Raw genomic sequence first — 20,473 nt, 5'->3', positions numbered from 1 at the left:
ACATATCGTAAATAGTGAGGAGATTGAATTATGGCACTGACCACTGAACAATTAATAAATCGATTAAAGGTACCAACGAGCCGAATACGGGCGGTTCTGGACACGGACACATTTAATGAGATCGATGACCAATTTGCCGTTGTTTACAGCCTGCTGTCCAAAGAAAAGCTGCAGATGGAGGCGTTCTACGCAGCACCCTTTTATAATGAATTATCAAATGGACCCAAGGATGGTATGGAAAAAAGCTTTGATGAGCTGCAGCGTATTTTAGAGATTATGGGGGTGCGGGAATCCATTCCATCCTATCGGGGATCGGAAGCTTATTTGCCTGATCCTTCAACTCCTGTCGAGAGCGAAGGGGCGCGCAACCTGGTGGAGAGGGCGATGGCATCGACGGCAGATGACCCACTATATGTAATTTCGATTGGGGCTATAACGAATGTAGCCTCGGCCCTATTAATGGAGCCTAAAATTATTGATAAAATCGTGGTCGTCTGGCTGGGTGGTCATGCGCTCCATTGGAAGGATACGAAGGAATTTAACTTAAAGCAGGATCTGCACGCTTCCCGTATCCTATTTGACAGCGGGGTGCCGCTGGTACTGATTCCTTGCAAGGGTGTTGCTTCGCATCTGAGCACGAGTCTCTCGGAAATACGGGACTACGTCAAGGACAGTGGGCCTATCGGCGAATATTTGTATGAGACTTATAAAAATTGCAGAGAGGACCACTATGCATACTCTCGTGTGATCTGGGATATATCGGCCATTGCCTATCTCGTACAATCGGACTGGCTGCCGAGCACGCTGGTACACAGTCCACTGATTTCAGAGGATTTTCGCTGGAGCTTTGATTCTAATCGGCACTTCATTCGTTATGTTCATGATCTTAAGCGAGATGATATATTTAAGGATTTGTTTACCAAAATGCGGCTTGCTGCCAGCAAATAACACATTCAAATTGAAAATGCTGCAATCGGTGAAGGCGAACCGGTTGCAGTTTTTTGTGCATATAGGCTTTTCGGTTGTTTTAGGCCAGAGAGTCCACTATCTGCCGTAGTGTCGCAAAGCGCTACAGCTTAAGGTATGGCTATATTCAACAAGGTTGAAACGTTATATAATAAATTCATCATCATTGCGCCGAAGGATGGGGTTTACATCATAAAAGATTTGATTCTCAATGCAGGTATCATGATCTCCTACTTCTTTCTGGTCAGTATTATTGTCAAGGAGCCCTTCAGGCCTGATTTAAGCAGGAGTGAGCAAATAAAGGCGGCTTTCAGTGCTGCTTTTCTGGGTATCCTTTTGATGTATTTTTCCGTTGAAGTTACGAATAATATCCGACTTGATCTGCGGAACATACCGATTATCATTATTGCGGCATTTAGTGGTCCGGTTCCGGCGATGCTGGCAGGTGGCTTGATTGCATTGGCGCGTTATTTGCTCTTTGGCTTCAATGAGGCTTCATTGATTGCAGCATTGTCCATTATTGTGACCACTTTAGGGGTGGCTGCTGTGACAAGGATGGGCCGCTTATGGCGGGTATGGTCCCTGGCTACTGCATGGAGTCTCATCTGCACATTGGGCTTATTGGCTCTGGGGCTATGGGGCACCGATAAATTATGGAGCAGTGCGGCCGCTTTTTCATTAATAAGCGTTGTCGGTGGAGCGGGTGTTACCTATCTGGTCGAGCTGTTGAAGAGCTCTGCCGTGATGGCCAGACAGAACCGCAAATATTTGCAGCAATCACTGCTGCAGAATGAGCAATTGGAAGCACAGAACGAGGAAATCGTAACCCAACAGGACGAATTGGAAACGATGCTGAAAAAAAATGAATCTCAATACGGGATGATTGAGCGTATTCTGCAAGCCAGCTCGGATGGAGTGATCTTATGTGATGCTTCGGGTCATATCCGTTATTCCAACGAGCAAATGAAGCAGCTTGGCTTGGGCTGTGCACACTGGGATAATATTATGGTTTGGCTGCATTCCTGGCAGCGCCTCGTACAGCCAGCGAATTTGAAGCTTCGTGAGCATGCGGAAGATGTACTCGCAGGACGCGAAGCCTCCTATCGAGTGCGTTTCTCGATGCCGCTGGATAAGGTCAGGTATTACATAGAAATGCGTGTCGAGCCCGTCTCTACGGATCAAGAAGAAGCCGAATTCCTGTTCTTATTCCGTGACAGGAGTGAGGAAGAAAAGGCCGACGAAATTAAAAATGAATTTATTTCCGTCGTCTCCCATGAGCTGCGAACGCCGCTTTCTTCGGTACAAGGCTTTCTCGAAATTTTGCTGCATCGCGATCTGACCGAAGAGAAGCAGAAGCGGTATCTGCAAACGGTTTATAATGAGTCCTTGCGTTTGAGTCATCTGATTAATGATTTTTTGGATATTCAGCGTCTGGAAGCGGGCAGGGAGGAGTACCATTTTGAGTTGATGGAGCTTTGTTCCTTTAGCGAAGAAATGATTGGAGAATGGCAGCAGAGCAAGCAAAAGCATCAGCTGTTTTTGCAGGTGGCGAATGAGAAGCTGTCTGTACTGGCTGATCGGGATAAGCTGAAACAGGTATATTTGAATTTGCTCAGCAACGCTGTTAAATATTCCCCCGAAGCCGAACGTGTCGATGTGCGGATATTACGCATCGGGTCGGATGTACAGATCGATTTTGTCGATTATGGGCTGGGTATCCCTGATGATGCGAAGTCGAATATATTTGAGCAGTTTTATCGTGTGGACAACTCGGATCGACGTAAGATTGGCGGCTCCGGGCTGGGCTTGACTATTGTCAAAAAAATTGTAGAGGCTCATGGAGGCTCTGTCACCTTTGAATCGGTATTTGGGGAAGGTACAACGTTCAGCGTGAGACTGCCGATTAGTAATCGCATCGAATTTGAACAGCCGTGAATGCATGAAAACGGGGGTGTAGTGATGAATCACAATAAAGCACTGCAGCGAATATTGCAGCAATCAGGCAATGAGGATTTATTAGAGATATGGAGCAAGGAGGCTTCTCTATCGGATATTAATTCGTTCTTGCTGGAGCTATTCAGAAACAAGACGCATTCAGCATCCCCTGGCGATTTATTGAACAAATATGCAGCGAACAGCTTCGTTCAGCCCGCCGCGGTGAATCCAATTGCACTTAAGCAATTGGAAATCACGCTGCTGCAAATTGCGGAGGCAGCCTCATTTCCATCTATTCAGCTCTCGCCTGTCGCACCCTTGGGTTCATGCTCGGTAGTGGCAACGGCTGATCAAAATAAGATCATATCGGCTCTCCGAGGAACCGAGGTCGTGGCGGATGCGACTAATCTGCTTGCGCTTCATATGTGCACATTGCTCAAAGCCCGTAAGGCTAGCAACGAGGAGCAGCCGTTACAATTCAGCACCACACACCGGCATGTACGGGCACAGCCGTTTAATTTCCCTGGGGCTTTGACACATTTCAGCTTGTTCTGCATGGTGACCTCGGGACGGGACGCAGGCTCCTATTCATTTGAAAAAAAAGCTCTGCTGGATCATATTAACGTGTACCAACAAATTTTCAAAACTGTGTTCGATGTCAATATTGAAGTTCAATTCAATCAACGTGATGGATATACCGATGGAGCTGGTCTTATTGGGAGATTAAGCGATTACCTACGTGAGATGATGCCGGACATCGTTGTTAGCGAGAACACCACCAAGACGGATAATCGATATTATAAGGGTGTACAGTTCACTATTATTGCCATGATTCGTGGTCAGGAAGTACGAATTGGCGATGGTGGTTTGGTCGATTGGTCGCAGCAATTGTTGGGCAATCGTAAGGAAAGAATGATGATTAGTGCAATAGGGCTGGACCGAATGCTGTGAGCTGCAGCTTAAGGCTGTCCACGCTCTAGTGTCGTATACAGCCAATCGGTTACGGCCTGAACCGTGATGTCCAGATTGGTCCTGCCTTCTTTGTTCAAGTAGGAGCTGCTCGCTCGAAAATAATCTGGATGACCGCCAATCAGCGGCAAGCGGAGCTGTGTCGTGTGGGCTGCTGGAGCTGATTGACGCCATACCGGCAAGCCGTGTGTATTTCGCTGCCACATGCCCCGGCTTCCAAGCCAAGTTACAGGATCAGAAGAACGTGCGTTGTCACGGACAGCTTCTGCATACATCCAGGAGTCCTGCAGCCATGGGGGTACAGGACATTTGGGTGAGCCGATTTGTACAACACGAATGGGCCAGCCCGCGTCATAGACCTGCTCTTCAGCAAGAATGCTGGCAGCCTGGACTGCTGCTACACCACCACCACTATGACCGATCAACAGAGGCCAGCCTTCCTCACCACAAGCCTTAATCGACTTAGCGGCTCTGCCTCCGCCAATAGATCGCAATGGACGGGAGCGTGCGGTCCACATATCGTGGCGGAGCTCGTGCAGCTGATGCAGCAGCCTGCGGCTCCAGTCGCCATAAGGATAGAGCAGTCTGGAGGCTGATACGGAATAGCCTGCTTGCGTTAAGCTTGCGATCATGGCCAGCCGAAAGTCTTCCATGAAGAGTGGAGCTGTCGCCACCCCTGCCAGCATAAACAGATTCACATGTGTAACCGGCAAGCCCATCCGCCAAACCTCCACCTAATTTTTTATAATCCTCTCATTATAACAGAATCGAGAAGAGCGGCTCAATCCTTCCTTTTTCGATAAAAAAATACATAGATACACAAAATAACAGCAACGAATATCGGTTTTTCACGTATAGGTAGACACAGGGCTTTTTTTAGTGCCTCTGCACGTAGAGATTGCTTCCCCCGTCAATCGCAGCATGGTCCTTGGGAGCATGTTGAAGCTCTGCGATTTAGCCGTACGTGCACGATGGCTGCCATATAGGTCTGAAGTCAGCGATAGGTACATTCATTTAAGCACCAAAGATATTAAGATTATGAATATTTTATGTGAAAATACACCGGAAAATCCCATTAAGCACATTGAGTTAGTGTCGTAAACATGGTAGACTTTTTATAGTAATAAAGTCACGGTTATTTTCATGAAAAGTTTGAGGAGTGTGTTTCGGGTAATGGATTTTCTTAAAAAACTTTTTGCAAATGTAACCGTAAAAAGATTCTCAATTCTTATCTTGATTTCGTTGCTATTAATTAGTCTGGGGGGCATGCTGAATCTCGTTTTGCTAACATTTTTACTGGCTTATATCATCAACAGTCTCCAGGGTTTTATTTCATCCAAAATAAATCGATACGTCCGTATCAATGATAAAATTGTTGTGATCACCATCTACATCGTGCTGATTGTTTTGCTGGTTTCAGGTATTTCCAATGTCCTGCCCAAAATCATCTCACAATATAAAGCGATATCGGACGGTTTGATTCACCGCTATAACACACCGGCTAATGATTGGCTGTCGGAATATATTATGAATACGATCATCGGTCTTGACTTTCAATCCTATACAAAACAAGGCCTTGGTTATGTATTCAAAGTAGGCGATTGGGGCAAAACCTTCTTCTTATCCGTGCTGCTAAGCTTGTTCTTCCTGCTTGAAAAAAACCGGATCAAAAATTTCACAGCGAAGTTTAAGACGAGTAAAATTGCGTGGTTCTACAACGAGATGGAGTATTTTAGCCGTAAATTCATCGTTTCCTTCGGTAAGGTAATCGAAGCGCAAATCCTGATTGCGATTTTTAATACGATCTTTACTACAATTGGTCTTTGGATTCTTGGCTTTCATTACTTGGTTGCCTTATCGATTGTCGTTTTCGTGCTAAGTTTGATTCCTGTTGCCGGTGTGATCATCTCCTTGATACCGCTTAGCATTATTGGACTTCAGCTTGGCGGCGTCATGATGGTCGTCTATCTAATCGTGATGATCATGGTCATTCATGCTTTTGAGAGTTATTTCCTTAATCCGAGATTGATGTCGTCCAAGACAAAGCTTCCGATGTTTTACACGTTTGTTATTCTCATATTTTCAGAGCATTTCTTTGGTATATGGGGTTTAATTATTGGTGTTCCGGTGTTCGTCTTCCTATTGGATATACTGGATGTAAATTATCGAGAAGAGACGGCGGGCAAAATAAAATCAGCGCAAGAACCTATAAAATAAAGCAATCAGGGGGCGTAGAGCGACGGTATGTACCGTTAGACAACGCCCCCTGTTCAATCTAATCATCACAATTCCATAACAGATTATGACTTCATGGAGTGCCCTTATTTGCACAGGAGGAGAGAAAAGTGAACAAAGATATGGATTATCAAGCTTACGATATGGGTGATGTGGAGACACATAAATTAAAAACAAAATTGAAATTGGCAAGTGGCGATATTTTCAAAGCAAAAGGTCAGGCTGAAGGTCAGAGAGAGATTTATTGGCAAGTGGTCAAGCAAGTAGAAAAGAATACTTATATGTGTAAAGTCGTCGGCATCAATGAATATACCCCTTGAATATTAGCATGCACGGTAGATAAATGTTCATTAACAGCATCTGTTCATGGTACCAATTGTATGAAAACTAACATATATTTTTTACCAAAGCTATGATAAATTAAGAGAATATAGTATATTCGGGGTATTTGTCATTTAAAGGAGAAATAAATGTGATAAACAAGAAAAAAGTGAGAAAGGGTCCCAAGACCAGCAGGCTGGTCAAGGTATTAACGGCATCACTCGTTTTGAATCCTGCTTTGTATATGCTCCCGTTTGAAAAAGCTTTTGTAGAGGCCGTTTCCACGGCTAGTTATAAAGCTCCCTATGTGAGTAAAGCGCTTCCGAACTTCCACACCGGAGTAGGAACTCCACTAACGCTTAATTTGAACGAATATTTTGACGGGATCAACAGCTATTCTGTATCTGCCAGCAATCTGACGGGCTTTACGGCTACAATTAGCGGAAGCTCGCTGATCCTGACCAACACGCGTACAGGAACGGCAACGGTCAATGTCACGGGAACGGCTGCTAATGGGGGAACCGTATCCGATACCTTTGATGTCGCAGTTGTACCGGAGAGCTTGGATAAGGACGGCAACGGTCAGGTAGATATTGGTGAAATTGTGGCTTATGCCGGCAGTCGCCCGATGACCCGAGAAATTTTGCATGAAACGCTGAACTTCATCGTTCCTCAAAAGCTCACTTCCCCTAATACCGCTCCGAAGGCTCAAGATACATCAATTACGGTATATAAGAACAGTCCGACTACATTGAGCCCCACTGACTTATTCTCGGATGAGGATGCGCTTACTATTGACAACAACTCCATTAGTTTGAGTCCAACCGGATATGCGACAGGAAATGTAACCAATAACCAGCTTACCGTTACTGCGCTTCAGCATGGCTCCACGGTTCTGGATATAGCTGTAATGGATGGACGCGGGGGGAAAGCAAGCAATCGTTACAATGTAACGGTAGGCAATCGAGCTCCCGTTTTCACAGGCTCGGATGTAACGGTAACAACAAATACGTATTCGCCAACCATCGATCTACATACTTTATTCAACGATCCGGATGGAGATCCTTTACAATTTGGCACTGTGCAGGTTTCATCATCGTCGCCCAACACGCCTGTACAGCTTGTAAGAACCAACGATACCTTTAGACTATATGGTACTGCGACAGGATCTGCCACCGTAACGGCAAATGCATCGGACGCATATGGTGGAATGACGACAGGCTCCTTTAATGTAACAGTAACGAATGCAACTTATGTAAACCACCCGCCACAATATAATTCAGCGTCGAATAAGCTGGTCAATAGGACAATCGATCCATCCATTGAATCGAATGCGTACAATCCGTTTACGATTGATTTGACGAATGCTTTTACCGATCCGGATAATGATAATCTAACGTATTCAGTCGCGAGCAGTACCGCTTCCATAGCTGCGGCTTCTTTATCGGGTAATTTATTAACGGTTACTCCGCAGGCGGCAGCTCATGGTAAAACGATAGTGACGGTGACAGCGAACGATAATCGTGGCGGGATTGTCAGTTATGGCTTTGATTTGTTGTTTACCGGTGTTGCTACTGAAAACCATCCGCCGCAATATAATTCAGCATCGAATAAGCTGGTCAATAGGATAATCGATCCATCCATTGAATCGAATGCATACAATCCGTTTACGATTGATTTGACGAATGCTTTTACCGATCCGGATAATGATAATCTAACGTATTCGGTCGCGAGCAGTACTGCTTCCATAGCTGCGGCTTCCATATCAGGTAATCTGTTAACGGTGACTCCGCAGACGGCAGCTCATGGTAAAACGATAGTGACGGTGACAGCGAACGATAATCGTGGCGAGATTATCAGTTATGGCTTTGATTTGTTGTTTAATTCACCTCCGACATTTACGGGTTCACTGGTGAGTCTCCCATACAGTATTCAGCATATGGAGCCTGCAATCGTAAGTATAGCCGGGTTTGATGATGCTGACGATGCCAAGAACTTACTAAACTATTCGGCGATGTCTGATTTGGATGGCTCGTTAAGTGTTACGACTGCAATATCGAGCTCCAGTGCAAAAGCTTATATTAATGGTCTGTCCAGAGGAACGCACACCGTAACTCTGACTGCTACAGATCCATTTGGCGGCAATCGAACAGCCAGCTTCACAGTAGAAGTCAAAAACAATGCTCCTATGGTCAAGAGGCCGATTTCGGTTATGAAAGATGAATCCGTAGCCATTGTGGCAAGTGATATTTTTGACGATATCGATGGCGATAGTATGTCCCTTACCGCTTTCCAAGGTATAAGCACAAGCGGGCTGGTCACAACCTCTTTTGCCAGTGGAACGTTGCATGTAACGGGAACGGGTGTAGGCTCAGGTTCGGTTGCAGTTACGGTTAACGACTTCCATGGTGGTGAGGTAACTACAGAATATGGTTATATCCCTATTCCAGAAGGGCTTGAACTTCTGGTTGAGGTGTATAATCCGCTCCCTAACATACAATCCGGGACTAACATGATGCGTGAATTCAATCCAACCAATTATTTTAGTGGTTTTACATCTTTCACGGTTGTATCCAGTGATTCGAATGTAGCCCAGGTATCGGGTCCAGATGGTCCGAGTTATTATTTTCAATCGGGTGGTTCTGTGGGATCCACAACGATAACAGTTAAGGCATACGACAGCTACGGAGAAGCTTTGACAGCTACGTTTCAATTTATGGTAATGCCTCCACTCTAAAAATGAACGCCACCAAAATGCTTTTACTTGAAACAGGTGAATCCCTTGCAAACAAACGTACTTGAATTTGAACCTATCATCGAAGCTTTAAAAACGAAGCGGTATAAGGAAGCAGAGACGCTGTCTGTCGAAATTTTGAAGCATAATCGTCTGGTTGCACAGGCTTGGGTATATCTCGGTGAGGCTTTGATGCATCAGGGATATGGCAAGGCAGCGCGGATGGTGTTTGATCGAGCATGGCTGCTTGACCCGCAGTCAGGGTGGGTTCGTGCCGTATTTGAAGCGGTTAGCGGTGTGCCGGATGGACCAGAGAGAGCGTCCATTCAGGAGCTGCTTGCCGTAAAAAAGGTTACTGTCGCCGCCGCTATTCTCACCTACAACAGTGATCGCTCCTTGGAACGCTGTTTGAGAGCATTGACTGAGACGAATGCCGTCGATGAGATTGTCGTGATCGATTCTTACTCGACCGACCGAACGGTTGATATTGTTCGCCAATTTCCGCAGGTCAAGCTTGTCAATGTCGATTGGCATGAGGACTTTGCTGACAAGCGTAACCAGGGGCTTAAGCATGTGGAAAGCGATTGGGTGCTGTGTGTGGATGCTGATGAATATCTGTTTCCTGAGGATCAGCATGCTATCCGCCAGGTGGCCGGAATATTTGATGAGGTAGCGATTCCACCTGTGCTGATGATCTGGCAGGTCAATGAGATGCAGGGAACGGTCTCAGAAGAATTTACCCAGCATCGGATGTTTCCGACGAAGCGCGGTTTGAGCTATAAAGGACGTGTTCATGAGCAGATTGTGCTGGATGGACAGGGAATTTTTGAAGGGGATACGTATCGTCAATCGGTACGTATTCGTCTTCTTCATGATGGATATGAGCCGACCGTTGTTCAGCAGGAGAAGAAGCTTGAACGCAATCTGAAGCTGCTTAAGCAGATGGTTGAGGATGAGCCGGACAACCCGGGATGGCTGCTGTACTACGGCAGGGAGAACATGGTAGCTGGCAACCTGGACAAGGCCGTTGAGGTATTGACTTTGGCGGAGGAGAAGGCAGCGGGGCTTACAAATTTTGGGCGAACTCTGGATATTCTTATGTACCTGGTGAAGATCCACTTGTCACGCAAGGAGCTTGAGCAGGCGGATCAGGCGTGCAAGCGCGCCATTCAGATCGCTCCGAATTTCCCGGATGCTATCTATTATATGGCTCAAATTCAGATGCGTCAGGCGATAGGTCTGCTTCAGACCGCAGAGGTCTCGCTGCGTAGTGTGAAAGGGCATTATCAGGAATACCGCGGATCGACACCCGCTGACACACAGATCCCGCAGTGGAGAACCGATGTTGCGCTTGCTGATCTGGCACTCATTTCCGGTAAAAAAGCGGAGGCCATCTCGATTTTTAGACGCATCTTGGAGCAGTATCCCGATCTCGATGTTATTCGCAAAAGGCTTGCACAATTAGGAGGACATGGGAAGTAACCGCCGAGGTTACTTTTTTTGTTTCCATATTCGGTAAATCAGGAACGTTATCAGCAAGAATAACACGTACACACCAATTGACAGCAGCAGGCTGCGGGTATCAGATGTCAAGCTGCTACCGATAAAAGCAAACAACAGCATGGCTGGAATTTTCCCGATAGCAGAAGCCGTAGCAAAAGGCAGCAGGCGTATAGAGAGAACGGCAGGATAAATATTGACGACAGCTTGAGGAATAAACGGCATTAGCCGAGCGAACAGGATTGTCATAAACGGGTTGCGTTCTATCCGTTCATGCAGCTTTTCCAGTCGGTTGAATTTGGATAAAAAAGCTCTGGCGTGATTGTGAAAGATTGTACGTGCCATTAAAAATATAAGCACCGAAGCAACTGATGCTGCAGACCAGCTGATCAGAGCGCCTATCCATGGACCATACACAAAACCAAGCAGTCCGATGATCACTTTATAAGGAACGACAGGGATGACTATAAAACCCATTGCGATGAGAAATATAACGTAGAGCGGAGCATTTCCATTTTGCATCCAAAATAGAATTTCATCCTTGTACAGGAAGAAGATCAGCAGCATGGCCGCATAGGTAAGGCCGGTATACCATTTTTTCATGAGCTCTCCTTATGATCCACACGGAAGCATACAATTCGCATTCAATGCAGGTGGGAAAGGGCGACCATCCTTCAAAAGAATTTGTCGGAGAGGCCGCCTTTTATGATTGTACGAACTAAGTCCTAGGTCCAACCCCAAAAAAAGCCATCCCGATCCCAGGCTACACGGCCCTTGTGTAGTTTCTTGAAAATCTTTTTGACTTCCTTGGCTATGGACGGATTGCCATTGTCATTCACATAAATAAAGGATTCACCAAAGTTTTCACTAATATAGGTAACGGCTTGTGCTTGATATAAAATTCCGGCAAATCGTACTTCCTTCAACATCCATTCAGCTACTTCTTCTGCTGTAATTTCCAAACGAATCGCTCCCTAGCTGTGATATGATTAACTATTAATATATCATACTAATTGACAGATGTTTAACAAAGGAGAAATTGTACGTGCGAAGTTATTTGATTTTGGGAATGTGTGGGTTGTTTCTGATTCAATATTTTGCCCGCCTGCATTGGCTCGAGCCTGTAATTATTGTGATGACACTGATCGCTTTTGCGGGAAGTGCGACGAAGGCGAACCCTACAGCGCGTTGGTATGGTATCGTCATGCTCATTGTAGGCGTCACTCTGGAATGGGGGAAAGGCACCGGATTTCAAGGGATCAGTGATGGCATCTCGATGAATCTTCCGCTGTTAACGTTAGTCATTTTGGTGCCGCTGTTGTCCTTGCCCTTAAAGCTGGGTGGATATTTTAGCGCGATTCATCTGTTCCTGCAGGGCTTAAGGCATCATCCGCGCAGTCTGTTTTCAGGAATTACGAGCGTCTTGTTTATATTAGGCCCGATTCTGAATCTGGGATCGGTTCGTATGGTGGACGAGCTGCTTAAGGATCTGAAGCTCCCTCCGCCCTTGTTAGCCAAAAGCTATCTGGTTGGCTTCTCGACGACGATGCTGTGGTCACCTTATTATGCGGCAGTCGGATTGGTGCTCTATTATTTACAAATTCCAGTCACAGGTTATATGGCTTACGGGATTGGGTTGGCGCTGCTGTTTCTACTTATAGGCAATATTCTGTTTGCGATTTCACAAAGCCGACACCCTCTGAATATGGAATCTGAAGACACGGAATTCACAGAGGACATCGTAAAAGGGTACCGCACCAAGCTGCTGCAATTGGGAATCATTATTGTTGTTTTGATGACGACCACATTTGTATTGGAATCGTTGACGCATTGGTCGATGCTGGTGATCGTCAGCTTGCTTGCGATTGCTTTTCCGCTCGGGTGGGGGCTGATCACAAAGGGCTGGAGCCGGTTAATCCCGCATTGGATCGATTTCAGGGATCAATCCGTACCCCTCATGAATAATGAAATTGTGCTGTATACAAGTGCAGGCCTTTTGGGACGAGCGATGCAGGGCACCGACTTTGGCAGCGGTATCGGTTGGGCTCTCACTACGCTTGCAAATCAATCGTTTATGCTATTTGCTGTTTGTGTAGTCGTGACCATAGTTGCCGTCACTTTTATCGGCATCCATCCGATGGTGATTGTCACTGCGTTAGTTACACAAATGAACGCTGAACAGTTGGGTACCACAAATCCCATATTGGCTATGCTGCTGATGCTTGCTTGGTCGATTTCGTCAGTGTTAAGCCCTGTGAATCCGTTGAATTTGATGGTTAGCCGCCTTACGGGACTTTCCGGGCTTCAGGTCGGACTTCGTTATAATGGCTGGCATCTGCTGATTGTAGCTGTGCTGGGGATCGGGATTATTACGATTATTCACTAGAGAGGTCTAAGGAATGTCAGATAAGAATGGATTTGCTCGCGGATATTACTTATACTACAGGTATGATGAAGATCGATAAATAATGGAGTGGTGAGATGAGCAAGGGAAGAGTATGGAATAAGGGGAAACGCAACGGGGGAGGCGGACCACCGGAAGGAAAGAGCAGCAAGGCTATCGCGGCAGCTAATAAAAGCAGTATCGCCCCGCCTCAAGAAGAGTCTGGTATGTCTGAACAAGCCGTTGTCAAAGAGGTAACCCGGGTTGATCAGATTAAACCGATGAATCGCGCCAATTGGGTATCAAGGCCAGCGAGAATCACACCGGAGAAGAAGGGCACAAACAACACCGATACGCAGCAGTAACGCTGATTTATACCCAACGAACCTCCTTTTCAGGGGTTCGTTTTTTTGTTAAACGGGTAAAAATAAAGGAAACTTAAGGAAAATGTAGAAATCATTCAGTGTTGTATCAAAAAACTATCGTCATATTCTTGTACATGAAAGGAAATACGATGATCTCAATAACCGAAGCTTATGTGGATTCATTAGCGATTAACGCCAGCGCTATGAAAAATGGCCGCGATCTGGTCAAGAAGAAAAGCTTTCCGATTCTGGGTAAGTCAGTTGACGAATCACTTATATTTGGCGAATGTAAGGGGAGCGGCAAGGAGCCGTATCGCTGCTCGGTAGATCTGGTGAAGCCGGATGAACCTGTGTTTCGCTGCTCCTGCCCAAGCCGGCAATTTCCTTGCAAGCATATACTTGGACTGATGTACGCATATGTACAGGGTGATTCTTTTGTGACCGCTGATATTCCCGCTGATATTGTCGAAAAACGAGAGAAGGCGGAGAAACGCGAAGAGAAGCGGGAGGAAAAAAAGAACGAGCCTCAAGGCGAAGCTTCTCCCAAGAAGAAAAAGACCAACCAAGCGGCTTTACTTAAAAAAATAGCTGCGCAGCTCGAAGGCATCTCGTTATTGGAAAAACTGATTCATCAGCTGGCGCAGGCGGGACTTGGGAGTCTGGATAAAAAAACATTGAAAACTTTAGAGGATCAATCGAAGCAATTGGGCAATTATTACATACCGGGATTGCAGATTGCTTTTCGCGAGCTACTGCTTGAGATAGGCTCTGCGAATGACTTGAAGGATAAAGAATCGATGTATTCCGCCATCGTTGAACACCTGGGAATCTTACATACGTTAGTCAAAAAAAGCCGCGATTATTTAACGGCCCGACTTGATAACCCGGACACCCCGATCGACATCGAAACGACGCTGGAGGAACGGATCGGTCATGCCTGGCAGCTTGCCGAGCTGCGTGAGCATGGACGTGTGCGGTCTGGCGCGGAGATGGTTCAATTGGCATTCCTGTCCTATACGGATCAGGCTCGCAGTGAATTTGTCGATGAAGGCTATTGGGTTAACCTGCGTTCGGGACGGATCGATGTGACGCGTTCCTATCGGCCTTTTCGGGCAGCCAAGCATATGCGGGAGGAGGACTCTGTCTATCAGGTGGTGATGCCTCAGGAGCTGTTCATGTATCCAGGTGAGATTAATGCGAGAGTACGCTTCGAGGAAGCCGCGCTGCGTGATGTGGTAGAGGGGGACTATGTCCAAATTGCGACTGCAGCTCACAAATCGTTTCCAGAAGCGATCAAGCTGGTGAAAAATCAGATTAAAAACCCGTTATCGGATAAGCATCCGGCCCTGCTGCTGTCTTATACCGAAATTAGGCGAGTGGATGACGGATATGTCATCGTGGATGGACAAGGGAAATCGATCATGCTGGCAGATGTCGCCTTTGCAGATCGTGCCACCACGCCGCTAATTCCTCTGCTGAATAAACAAGTTGTACATAATCAGGCCATGCTGGTCCTTTTCGGCCACGATAGGCAAACCAACCGCTTGCAAGCCCAGCCGATAAGCATTGTGACACCTGATGAAATTATTCAATTGCTGTATTGATGGATCAGATTAGGTCATAAGGATAACTGAGAAGGTTAGGAGATCATGTGATGAGCATAGCTATTTTATCCGATTTGCAGCAAGAGATACGACGTTTGTTTATTGCCGGCAGCGGGCTGGCAGAAGGCGACCTTCGTTTGACGAAAATATTGCCCCAGCTGCAAAAGCTTGGCGAAGCCGCGCCTGTTTTCAATAGGGTGGCCCAGTCGCTGGCGCAGGTAATAGAACCGCAAAAAGCCGAGCAGGCCGCCGTAAAGCTGCTAGACCTCAGCATACTGGTGAATTCAATTTTGTATACACAGGGTACAACAGAGCCGACAGGCGGTATGGCAGAGAGCGTACAGGTTGAGGGAACGAGTATCGCGTGTTCAACCACAATTCCTCACCGCAAGCTTCATCCGGCTGTCGAGGCATTAACATCCAAGGGCCAGGGAAGAATGGAGCAGCTCCGTCTGTCTTTTGAGGATGGATGCCTGCAGGATTTCCGAATTATCCCGATTGTGGTAGCTGCTCTGGATGATGGTTACTCAGAGATTGCCGAATTCGTCTATGAGAAGGTCATTCCGGCTTATGGTGCGGATGCACTTCCAGCACTTCGGGAGCAATACAATCCACAGGGTGGCAAACCGGATGGGCGTCGGCTCAGGCTGCTGCATCGTTTGCTGGATGCTTCCGGCATGGACCTCTATCTTCAGGCTGCACAGGAGGGTTCTCTAGACGTCCGTTCAGCTGCAATAGAGCTGCTCGGCAATTATTCGGAACAGGAAAGCTATATTCTGGAGCAAGCCGATGATAAGAAAAAGGAGATTCGCAGCGCAGCATTTGCCGGCCTGGCAAAGCTTGGAACGGAGAGGGCAGTGGATCGTCTGTATCAGGCTTTAACCTCGTCCAAGGATCGTGAGCTTGCCGCGGAGCCTGTATCACAATGCAGCGCAGCAACGCTGACAAGCAAGATTATTGCCAATGCTGAGGAAAATTTGCAGCGTATCGTTAGCGGACAGGGAAAAGTCGGAGCTGCGAATGCCGCTGTGAATAAGGAAAGAGAAGAAGCGATCAAGCAGCTGCTTGCCGATGTACAGGCATTGGATGAGAAGCAGCCCGAGGAAGTACTGGTATTCCTGAAGAAGCTGCTCTCCACGTCCGACTTTATTATTCCAGAAACAGAAGAGATCCAGCAGCAGGCCGCAAATCAGCTCTTGTGGATGCATACACCGGAAGCCTATGAATTTGCTATCAGCCTACAGGATGCGTATAACGGCACATTTATTGCCTACAGCTTCCGTGCAGCCTATAAAACACTTTCGCCTGAAGAGGTGTATAAGCGGTTTGCACCGGTATTGTCAAATCCTAAAAAAGTGGCTGCCAAGCAGCTATTAGGCGCGATACATCGGGTCACACCTTCGTTGTCCAAGCAATTGCTGGCAGCTGGCTGGGATGATGAGGACTTTAATGCCACATCGTTTGCAGCAGGCGAGTCTGCATCCAAGCTTGACCCGAGATGGATTGATGTATTTGTGGAAATTGATGAGGAAGAGCTGGTATGGTGCCTTGCAGATCGTCCGAACCCACAAATTGCCGCTTATATGTCCAGCAAGGTTCAATTGAAACCAAGCTTTCGGACCCATCGTACCTCCTCGCTGCTGCTGGCATTATTCCGAATTGGATACAAAGAAGCGCCGGAGCTGTTAATGGGCATTTTGGAGAAGGAATCGGTCAAAAATTTGTATTATTTAGACACCGAGCAGCGTGCGCTTCTGAATCTGCTGCCGCGTTCCTATGCTGACAGGTTGCAGAAGTTCGCTGAGGCGCTTACGTATGAGAACATCAAAAATCAGATACTTGCAATTGCTGAGTCTGTAGCAGCGAAGCCGGAAGAATTAGCAGCAAATGAATCGGTTACCGAGAAGGGAAAGGGATTATGGGGATGGATCAAAAACAAGATGTCTTAAGGCTTCCAGCCGAGCGGTTATACGAACAAGAGCTTGAGGCTTTGAAGCAAGCGGATAAGGATGCCTTGCCTTCAGGCTGGAAGCTTTCTCCGAAATCCGTGCTGACGTTCATTACTGGAGGTACCGCAGGAGGCGTGGATATCACGCCCAAATATATTGGGAACCGCCGTCTGGTAGAAATGGCCATTGCCACGCTGCTGACCGACCGGGCGTTGATGCTGATTGGCGAGCCGGGAACAGCCAAGTCATGGCTTTCCGAGAATCTGACCGCTGCGATCCATGGGGACTCCTCCAAGGTCATTCAGGGAACAGCGGGCACAAGCGAGGAGCATATTCGTTATTCATGGAACTACGCGATGCTGCTGGCGCAGGGACCATCAGATCAGGCGTTGATCAAAAGCCCGATTTTCCGAGCGATGGAGAGTGGTGGCATTACGCGATTTGAAGAAATTTCACGCTGCGCCTCAGAGGTTCAGGATGCTTTAATATCGATTTTATCTGAAAAAACATTGTCAATTCCCGAGCTTGATCGGGAGTTGTCGGCGGCACGCGGATTTTCGGTGATTGCGACAGCGAACACCAGGGATCGTGGCGTTAATGAAATGTCGGCAGCCTTGAAACGGCGATTTAATATTATTGTGCTCCCGGCACCATCGGATATTGAAACCGAGGTAGGCATTGTCCGTAAACGTGTCGGCGAAATCTCCGCGAATTATGAGCTGAACGCTTCCCCTCCGGACGATGAAGCGGTACGTAAAGTCGTGACTATTTTCCGTGAATTAAGAAGCGGGATGACGCTTGACAGCAAGAGCAAGATTAAGCCGCCAAGCGGAGTTATTTCCACAGCAGAGGCGATCTCCTTGCTGACGGGAAGTATGGCGCTGGCAGCCAGCTTTGGGAATGGTACGATTACAGATGAAGATGTCGCGGCAGGACTGCAGGGTGCGATTGTGAAGGATGAAGAGAAGGACAGCCTGGTCTGGAAGGAATATTTGGAAAATGTGATGAAGAAGCGGGGATCATCATGGAGAAGTCTGTACAACGCTTGCTCGGAGATGAACAATTGAATAGCAGCGCTGCTCACAACGGCTCTTCTGTGGGAGAAGAACTGGACAATGGCTTTCACGTATTCGGGATTCGGCATTTATCCCCTGCTGGCGCCCATCATTTGTTGTCTTTTCTCGATAAGGTTAAGCCAACTGCCATTCTGGTCGAAGGGCCGAGTGATGCAAGCGGCCTTATCCAACAGCTAACTTCCCGTGGTGTCGTGCCGCCTATTGCCATACTCGCTTATACGGACCAGCTTCCGGTACGGACGCTGCTCTACCCGCTGGCTGAATATTCGCCGGAATATCAGGCTTTCGTATGGGCCAACCGTCATGGTGTGCACACCGAATTCATCGACCTGCCGTCGAACTCGGCGCTGGCGCTATATGAGCAGCGGCGGAACCAGCGCAAAGCTATGCCAGATGTTCAGGATGAGCAGGATGAGCAGGATAGTGGGTCACAAGTACAGTCTCAGGATGATCAACAGCATGGACAGCAAGCAGTAGACAGTCCCCGGGAAAACGCGCTGCAGGCTTATTTGCGCCAGCAGCATGAGCGTTATGAGCGCATAGCCGAGCTTGCGGGTGAGCCCGATTACGATGCTTACTGGGAACGTCATTTTGAGCACAACACACAGAAGGATGCTTATCAGCGCTCCATCTACGAGTTTTCGTTTCAGATGCGAGCCTTGTCCGAGCAGGATGAACGGGAGCACGACGCCGCAGAGACTGCCTACAATGAGATTCGTGAAGCGTATATGAGGCGTCGAATCCGCGATCTGCTGGAGGCAGGACATTCGCCGGAACGGGTAGTTGTCGTTACTGGCGCGCACCATGCTTCGGCTCTTGATCTGAGACTTCCGGTCATGAATGACAAGCAGATGGCAAGTCTGCCAATTGCTTCAACGAAGCTGACGTTGATGCCTTATTCTTTCTATAAGCTGTCCACACATTCCGGATACGGAGCCGGGAATCAGGCTCCAGCCTACTTCACTTTATTTTGGCAATGCTTGCAAAAGGGTGATTTGAGTCAGCTGCCCTCCTTATACTTCTCCCATGTGGCTGCCTATCTTCGCGAGCAGGGCACGTATCGCTCGACTGCAGCGATTATTGAAGCGGTACGATTGGCGGAAGCACTTGCATCGCTGCAGGGAGGCAGTCAGCCAACCTGGAAGGATTTACGCGACGCGGCAGTCGTTTGTCTCGGATACGGAGAGCTGTCACCGATAGCGGAGGCATTAGCCAGAACCGATGTGGGAACAGCGATCGGCAGCTTGCCGGAAGGCGTTAGCCAGACACCGATTCAGGATGATATGAATCGTGAGCTGAAGCGGCTGAAGCTGGAGAAATACAAATCGACAGTAGCGAGCACACTGCAGCTCGACCTAAGAGAAAACCGTCGAGTCAAGACGGAGGATGCAGCTTTTATCGATCTATCGAGGTCTGTTCTCCTACATCGGCTGGAGCTGCTTGGCATCAACTTCGCCCGTAAGCAGCGGGTTCATCAGGATGCAGCTTCATGGGCTGAGCATTGGGTTTTGCAATGGACGCCAGAAGCCGAAATTCAAACCGTGGAGTCAACCTTAAAAGGTGAGACGATAGAGCTGGCGGCAGCCTTTGTGATCAATGAAAGACTGGAGTCATGCGACGATATTGCCGAAGCATCACGTCTCATTCGGATTGCATGCGACTGCGGTTTGCCGAAGCTGATGGAGCAAGCCAGAGCGACCCTGCAGCAGCTTGCTGTCGATGTAGGCAATTTAAATCAAATTGCCGCAGCCGCTTACGAGCTGTCGGTCTTGATCCAATATGGATCATTGCGGAGAATTGAGACCAGCTCCTTAATTCCTTTGCTGCAGCAACTGTTTTTGCGAGGGGCGCTGCAGCTCGTCGATGCCGCAAATTGTAATGATGATGCAGCCAAAGGCATCGTGGCCGCCATTCAGACACTGCATGGAATCGCTCAGGAGCATTATGAAATTGTTGATGACAGGCTTTGGCTGAACAGGCTGCATGAGCTGTCCTCACGGGATGACCGGAATGCCAAATGCTCCGGATTTGCTTTTGCCATCCTGTTGGAGCGCAACGAGATTTCCGAGGAGCAAAGCGCTCAGGAGGTATCAAGACGGCTTTCGCCCGGCATCCCTGCGGATCTCGGAGCTGGCTGGTTTGAAGGCTTGTCCATGCGCAACCGCTATGCACTGCTCTCCCGTTTATCGTTGTGGAAGCAGTTGGATGCCTATATGGAATCACTGGAGGAGGAGCAATTTCACCGTTCGCTCGTTTTTTTACGGAGAGCTTTTGGATCGTTTGAGCCGAGGGAAAAGGCAGCGATTGCCGAGATGATGGGAGACATCTGGGGAGTCGATGCAGGCCAGACAGGTGAAATGCTGCAGCAGCCGCTCAGTGAGGAAGAAAAGGGGAAACTCGATGAGCTTAATGACTTTGATTTCGGGGATTTGTAAA

The 20,473-nt window shown here is 47.7% G+C and carries 16 protein-coding genes; 13 read left to right on the top strand and 3 right to left on the bottom strand.

The genetic code is table 11. From position 1 onward, the window contains the following. Positions 1 to 30 precede the first annotated feature (30 nt). The 3 genes from BK127_RS23890 to BK127_RS23880 all read left to right on the top strand — a co-directional run bounded on the left by BK127_RS23890 (position 31) and on the right by BK127_RS23880 (position 3,852). Positions 31 to 948 carry a nucleoside hydrolase gene (locus tag BK127_RS23890; protein ID WP_076234029.1) on the top strand — a complete coding sequence of 306 codons (918 nt, stop codon included), beginning with the start codon at positions 31 to 33 and terminating at the stop codon, positions 946 to 948. 135 nt (positions 949 to 1,083) lie between these two features. Next, on the top strand, positions 1,084 to 2,901 hold the full coding sequence (locus BK127_RS23885; RefSeq protein ID WP_076234028.1) for an ATP-binding protein: 1,818 nt from the start codon (positions 1,084 to 1,086) through the stop codon (positions 2,899 to 2,901). 24 nt (positions 2,902 to 2,925) lie between these two features. Beyond that, positions 2,926 to 3,852 (top strand): hypothetical protein, encoded by a 927-nt coding sequence (locus BK127_RS23880; protein ID WP_076234027.1) that lies wholly within the window; start codon positions 2,926 to 2,928, stop codon positions 3,850 to 3,852. A gap of 8 nt (positions 3,853 to 3,860) precedes the next feature. Here the strand turns inward: BK127_RS23880 and BK127_RS23875 are convergent, their stop codons facing one another. Further along, positions 3,861 to 4,589 carry a hypothetical protein gene (locus BK127_RS23875; RefSeq protein WP_076234026.1) on the bottom strand — a complete coding sequence of 243 codons (729 nt, stop codon included), beginning with the start codon at positions 4,587 to 4,589 and terminating at the stop codon, positions 3,861 to 3,863. A gap of 424 nt (positions 4,590 to 5,013) precedes the next feature. Here BK127_RS23875 and BK127_RS23870 point away from each other — a divergent pair, with 424 nt between their 5' ends. From BK127_RS23870 to BK127_RS23855, 4 genes are all read left to right on the top strand, one after another. Next, a complete protein-coding gene (locus BK127_RS23870) occupies positions 5,014 to 6,087 on the top strand; it encodes an AI-2E family transporter (RefSeq protein WP_305954320.1) in 1,074 nt (357 codons plus the stop codon). Positions 6,088 to 6,215: 128 nt separating this feature from the next. Beyond that, positions 6,216 to 6,425, top strand: coding sequence for a hypothetical protein (locus tag BK127_RS23865; protein ID WP_076234024.1), 210 nt, complete (start codon positions 6,216 to 6,218; stop codon positions 6,423 to 6,425). 152 nt (positions 6,426 to 6,577) lie between these two features. Then, positions 6,578 to 9,163 (top strand): Ig-like domain-containing protein, encoded by a 2,586-nt coding sequence (locus BK127_RS23860; protein WP_076234023.1) that lies wholly within the window; start codon positions 6,578 to 6,580, stop codon positions 9,161 to 9,163. Positions 9,164 to 9,208: 45 nt separating this feature from the next. Continuing rightward, on the top strand, positions 9,209 to 10,642 hold the full coding sequence (locus BK127_RS23855) for a tetratricopeptide repeat-containing glycosyltransferase family 2 protein (RefSeq protein WP_076234022.1): 1,434 nt from the start codon (positions 9,209 to 9,211) through the stop codon (positions 10,640 to 10,642). Positions 10,643 to 10,651: 9 nt separating this feature from the next. On the opposite strand, the gene BK127_RS23850 is transcribed toward BK127_RS23855, so the two are convergent. Further along, entirely contained in the window at positions 10,652 to 11,263 is a 612-nt protein-coding gene (locus tag BK127_RS23850; protein WP_076234021.1) for a TVP38/TMEM64 family protein, read from the bottom strand. Between the two features lie 122 nt (positions 11,264 to 11,385). Next, positions 11,386 to 11,622: a DUF6953 family protein gene (locus tag BK127_RS23845; RefSeq protein WP_076234020.1), complete on the bottom strand. Its 237-nt coding sequence runs from the start codon at positions 11,620 to 11,622 to the stop codon at positions 11,386 to 11,388. 83 nt (positions 11,623 to 11,705) lie between these two features. On the opposite strand from BK127_RS23845, the gene BK127_RS23840 reads away from it, so the two are divergent. From BK127_RS23840 to BK127_RS23815, 6 genes are all read left to right on the top strand, one after another. Then, positions 11,706 to 13,046 (top strand): hypothetical protein, encoded by a 1,341-nt coding sequence (locus BK127_RS23840; RefSeq protein ID WP_076234019.1) that lies wholly within the window; start codon positions 11,706 to 11,708, stop codon positions 13,044 to 13,046. 95 nt (positions 13,047 to 13,141) lie between these two features. Continuing rightward, complete coding sequence (locus tag BK127_RS23835) at positions 13,142 to 13,408, top strand: hypothetical protein (RefSeq protein WP_076234018.1); 267 nt, start codon at positions 13,142 to 13,144, stop codon at positions 13,406 to 13,408. Between the two features lie 101 nt (positions 13,409 to 13,509). Continuing rightward, the gene (locus BK127_RS23830; protein WP_256711421.1) at positions 13,510 to 15,012 is read left to right on the top strand and encodes an SWIM zinc finger family protein; all 1,503 of its coding nucleotides are present in this window, start codon (positions 13,510 to 13,512) and stop codon (positions 15,010 to 15,012) included. A 50-nt stretch (positions 15,013 to 15,062) separates the two neighbouring features. Beyond that, positions 15,063 to 16,961 (top strand): HEAT repeat domain-containing protein, encoded by a 1,899-nt coding sequence (locus tag BK127_RS23825; RefSeq protein WP_076234016.1) that lies wholly within the window; start codon positions 15,063 to 15,065, stop codon positions 16,959 to 16,961. Continuing rightward, the gene (locus tag BK127_RS23820; RefSeq protein WP_076234067.1) at positions 16,937 to 18,028 is read left to right on the top strand and encodes an ATP-binding protein; all 1,092 of its coding nucleotides are present in this window, start codon (positions 16,937 to 16,939) and stop codon (positions 18,026 to 18,028) included. Before BK127_RS23825 ends, BK127_RS23820 begins: the two co-directional genes overlap by 25 nt. Beyond that, complete coding sequence (locus BK127_RS23815) at positions 17,986 to 20,472, top strand: DUF5682 family protein (protein ID WP_256711420.1); 2,487 nt, start codon at positions 17,986 to 17,988, stop codon at positions 20,470 to 20,472. The genes BK127_RS23820 and BK127_RS23815 overlap by 43 nt, the downstream gene beginning before the upstream one ends. The last annotated feature ends 1 nt before the right edge of the window (position 20,473 follow it).

The sequence above is a fragment of the Paenibacillus sp. FSL H7-0331 genome, from assembly GCF_001956045.1.
This window is presented reverse-complemented; position numbering and strand designations above follow the sequence as displayed.

Bases quoted from the DNA above. Each gene is read 5' to 3' on its own strand.
- BK127_RS23885 (WP_076234028.1), top strand. From the start codon at position 1,084: ATGGCTATATTCAACAAGGTTGAAACGTTATATAATAAATTCATCATC.
- BK127_RS23890 (WP_076234029.1), top strand. From the start codon at position 31: ATGGCACTGACCACTGAACAATTAATAAATCGATTAAAGGTACCAACG.
- BK127_RS23850 (WP_076234021.1), bottom strand. From the start codon at position 11,263: ATGAAAAAATGGTATACCGGCCTTACCTATGCGGCCATGCTGCTGATC.
- BK127_RS23820 (WP_076234067.1), top strand. From the start codon at position 16,937: ATGGATCAAAAACAAGATGTCTTAAGGCTTCCAGCCGAGCGGTTATAC.
- BK127_RS23875 (WP_076234026.1), bottom strand. From the start codon at position 4,589: ATGGGCTTGCCGGTTACACATGTGAATCTGTTTATGCTGGCAGGGGTG.
- BK127_RS23815 (WP_256711420.1), top strand. From the start codon at position 17,986: ATGGAGAAGTCTGTACAACGCTTGCTCGGAGATGAACAATTGAATAGC.
- BK127_RS23835 (WP_076234018.1), top strand. From the start codon at position 13,142: ATGAGCAAGGGAAGAGTATGGAATAAGGGGAAACGCAACGGGGGAGGC.
- BK127_RS23880 (WP_076234027.1), top strand. From the start codon at position 2,926: ATGAATCACAATAAAGCACTGCAGCGAATATTGCAGCAATCAGGCAAT.
- BK127_RS23870 (WP_305954320.1), top strand. From the start codon at position 5,014: ATGAAAAGTTTGAGGAGTGTGTTTCGGGTAATGGATTTTCTTAAAAAA.
- BK127_RS23825 (WP_076234016.1), top strand. From the start codon at position 15,063: ATGAGCATAGCTATTTTATCCGATTTGCAGCAAGAGATACGACGTTTG.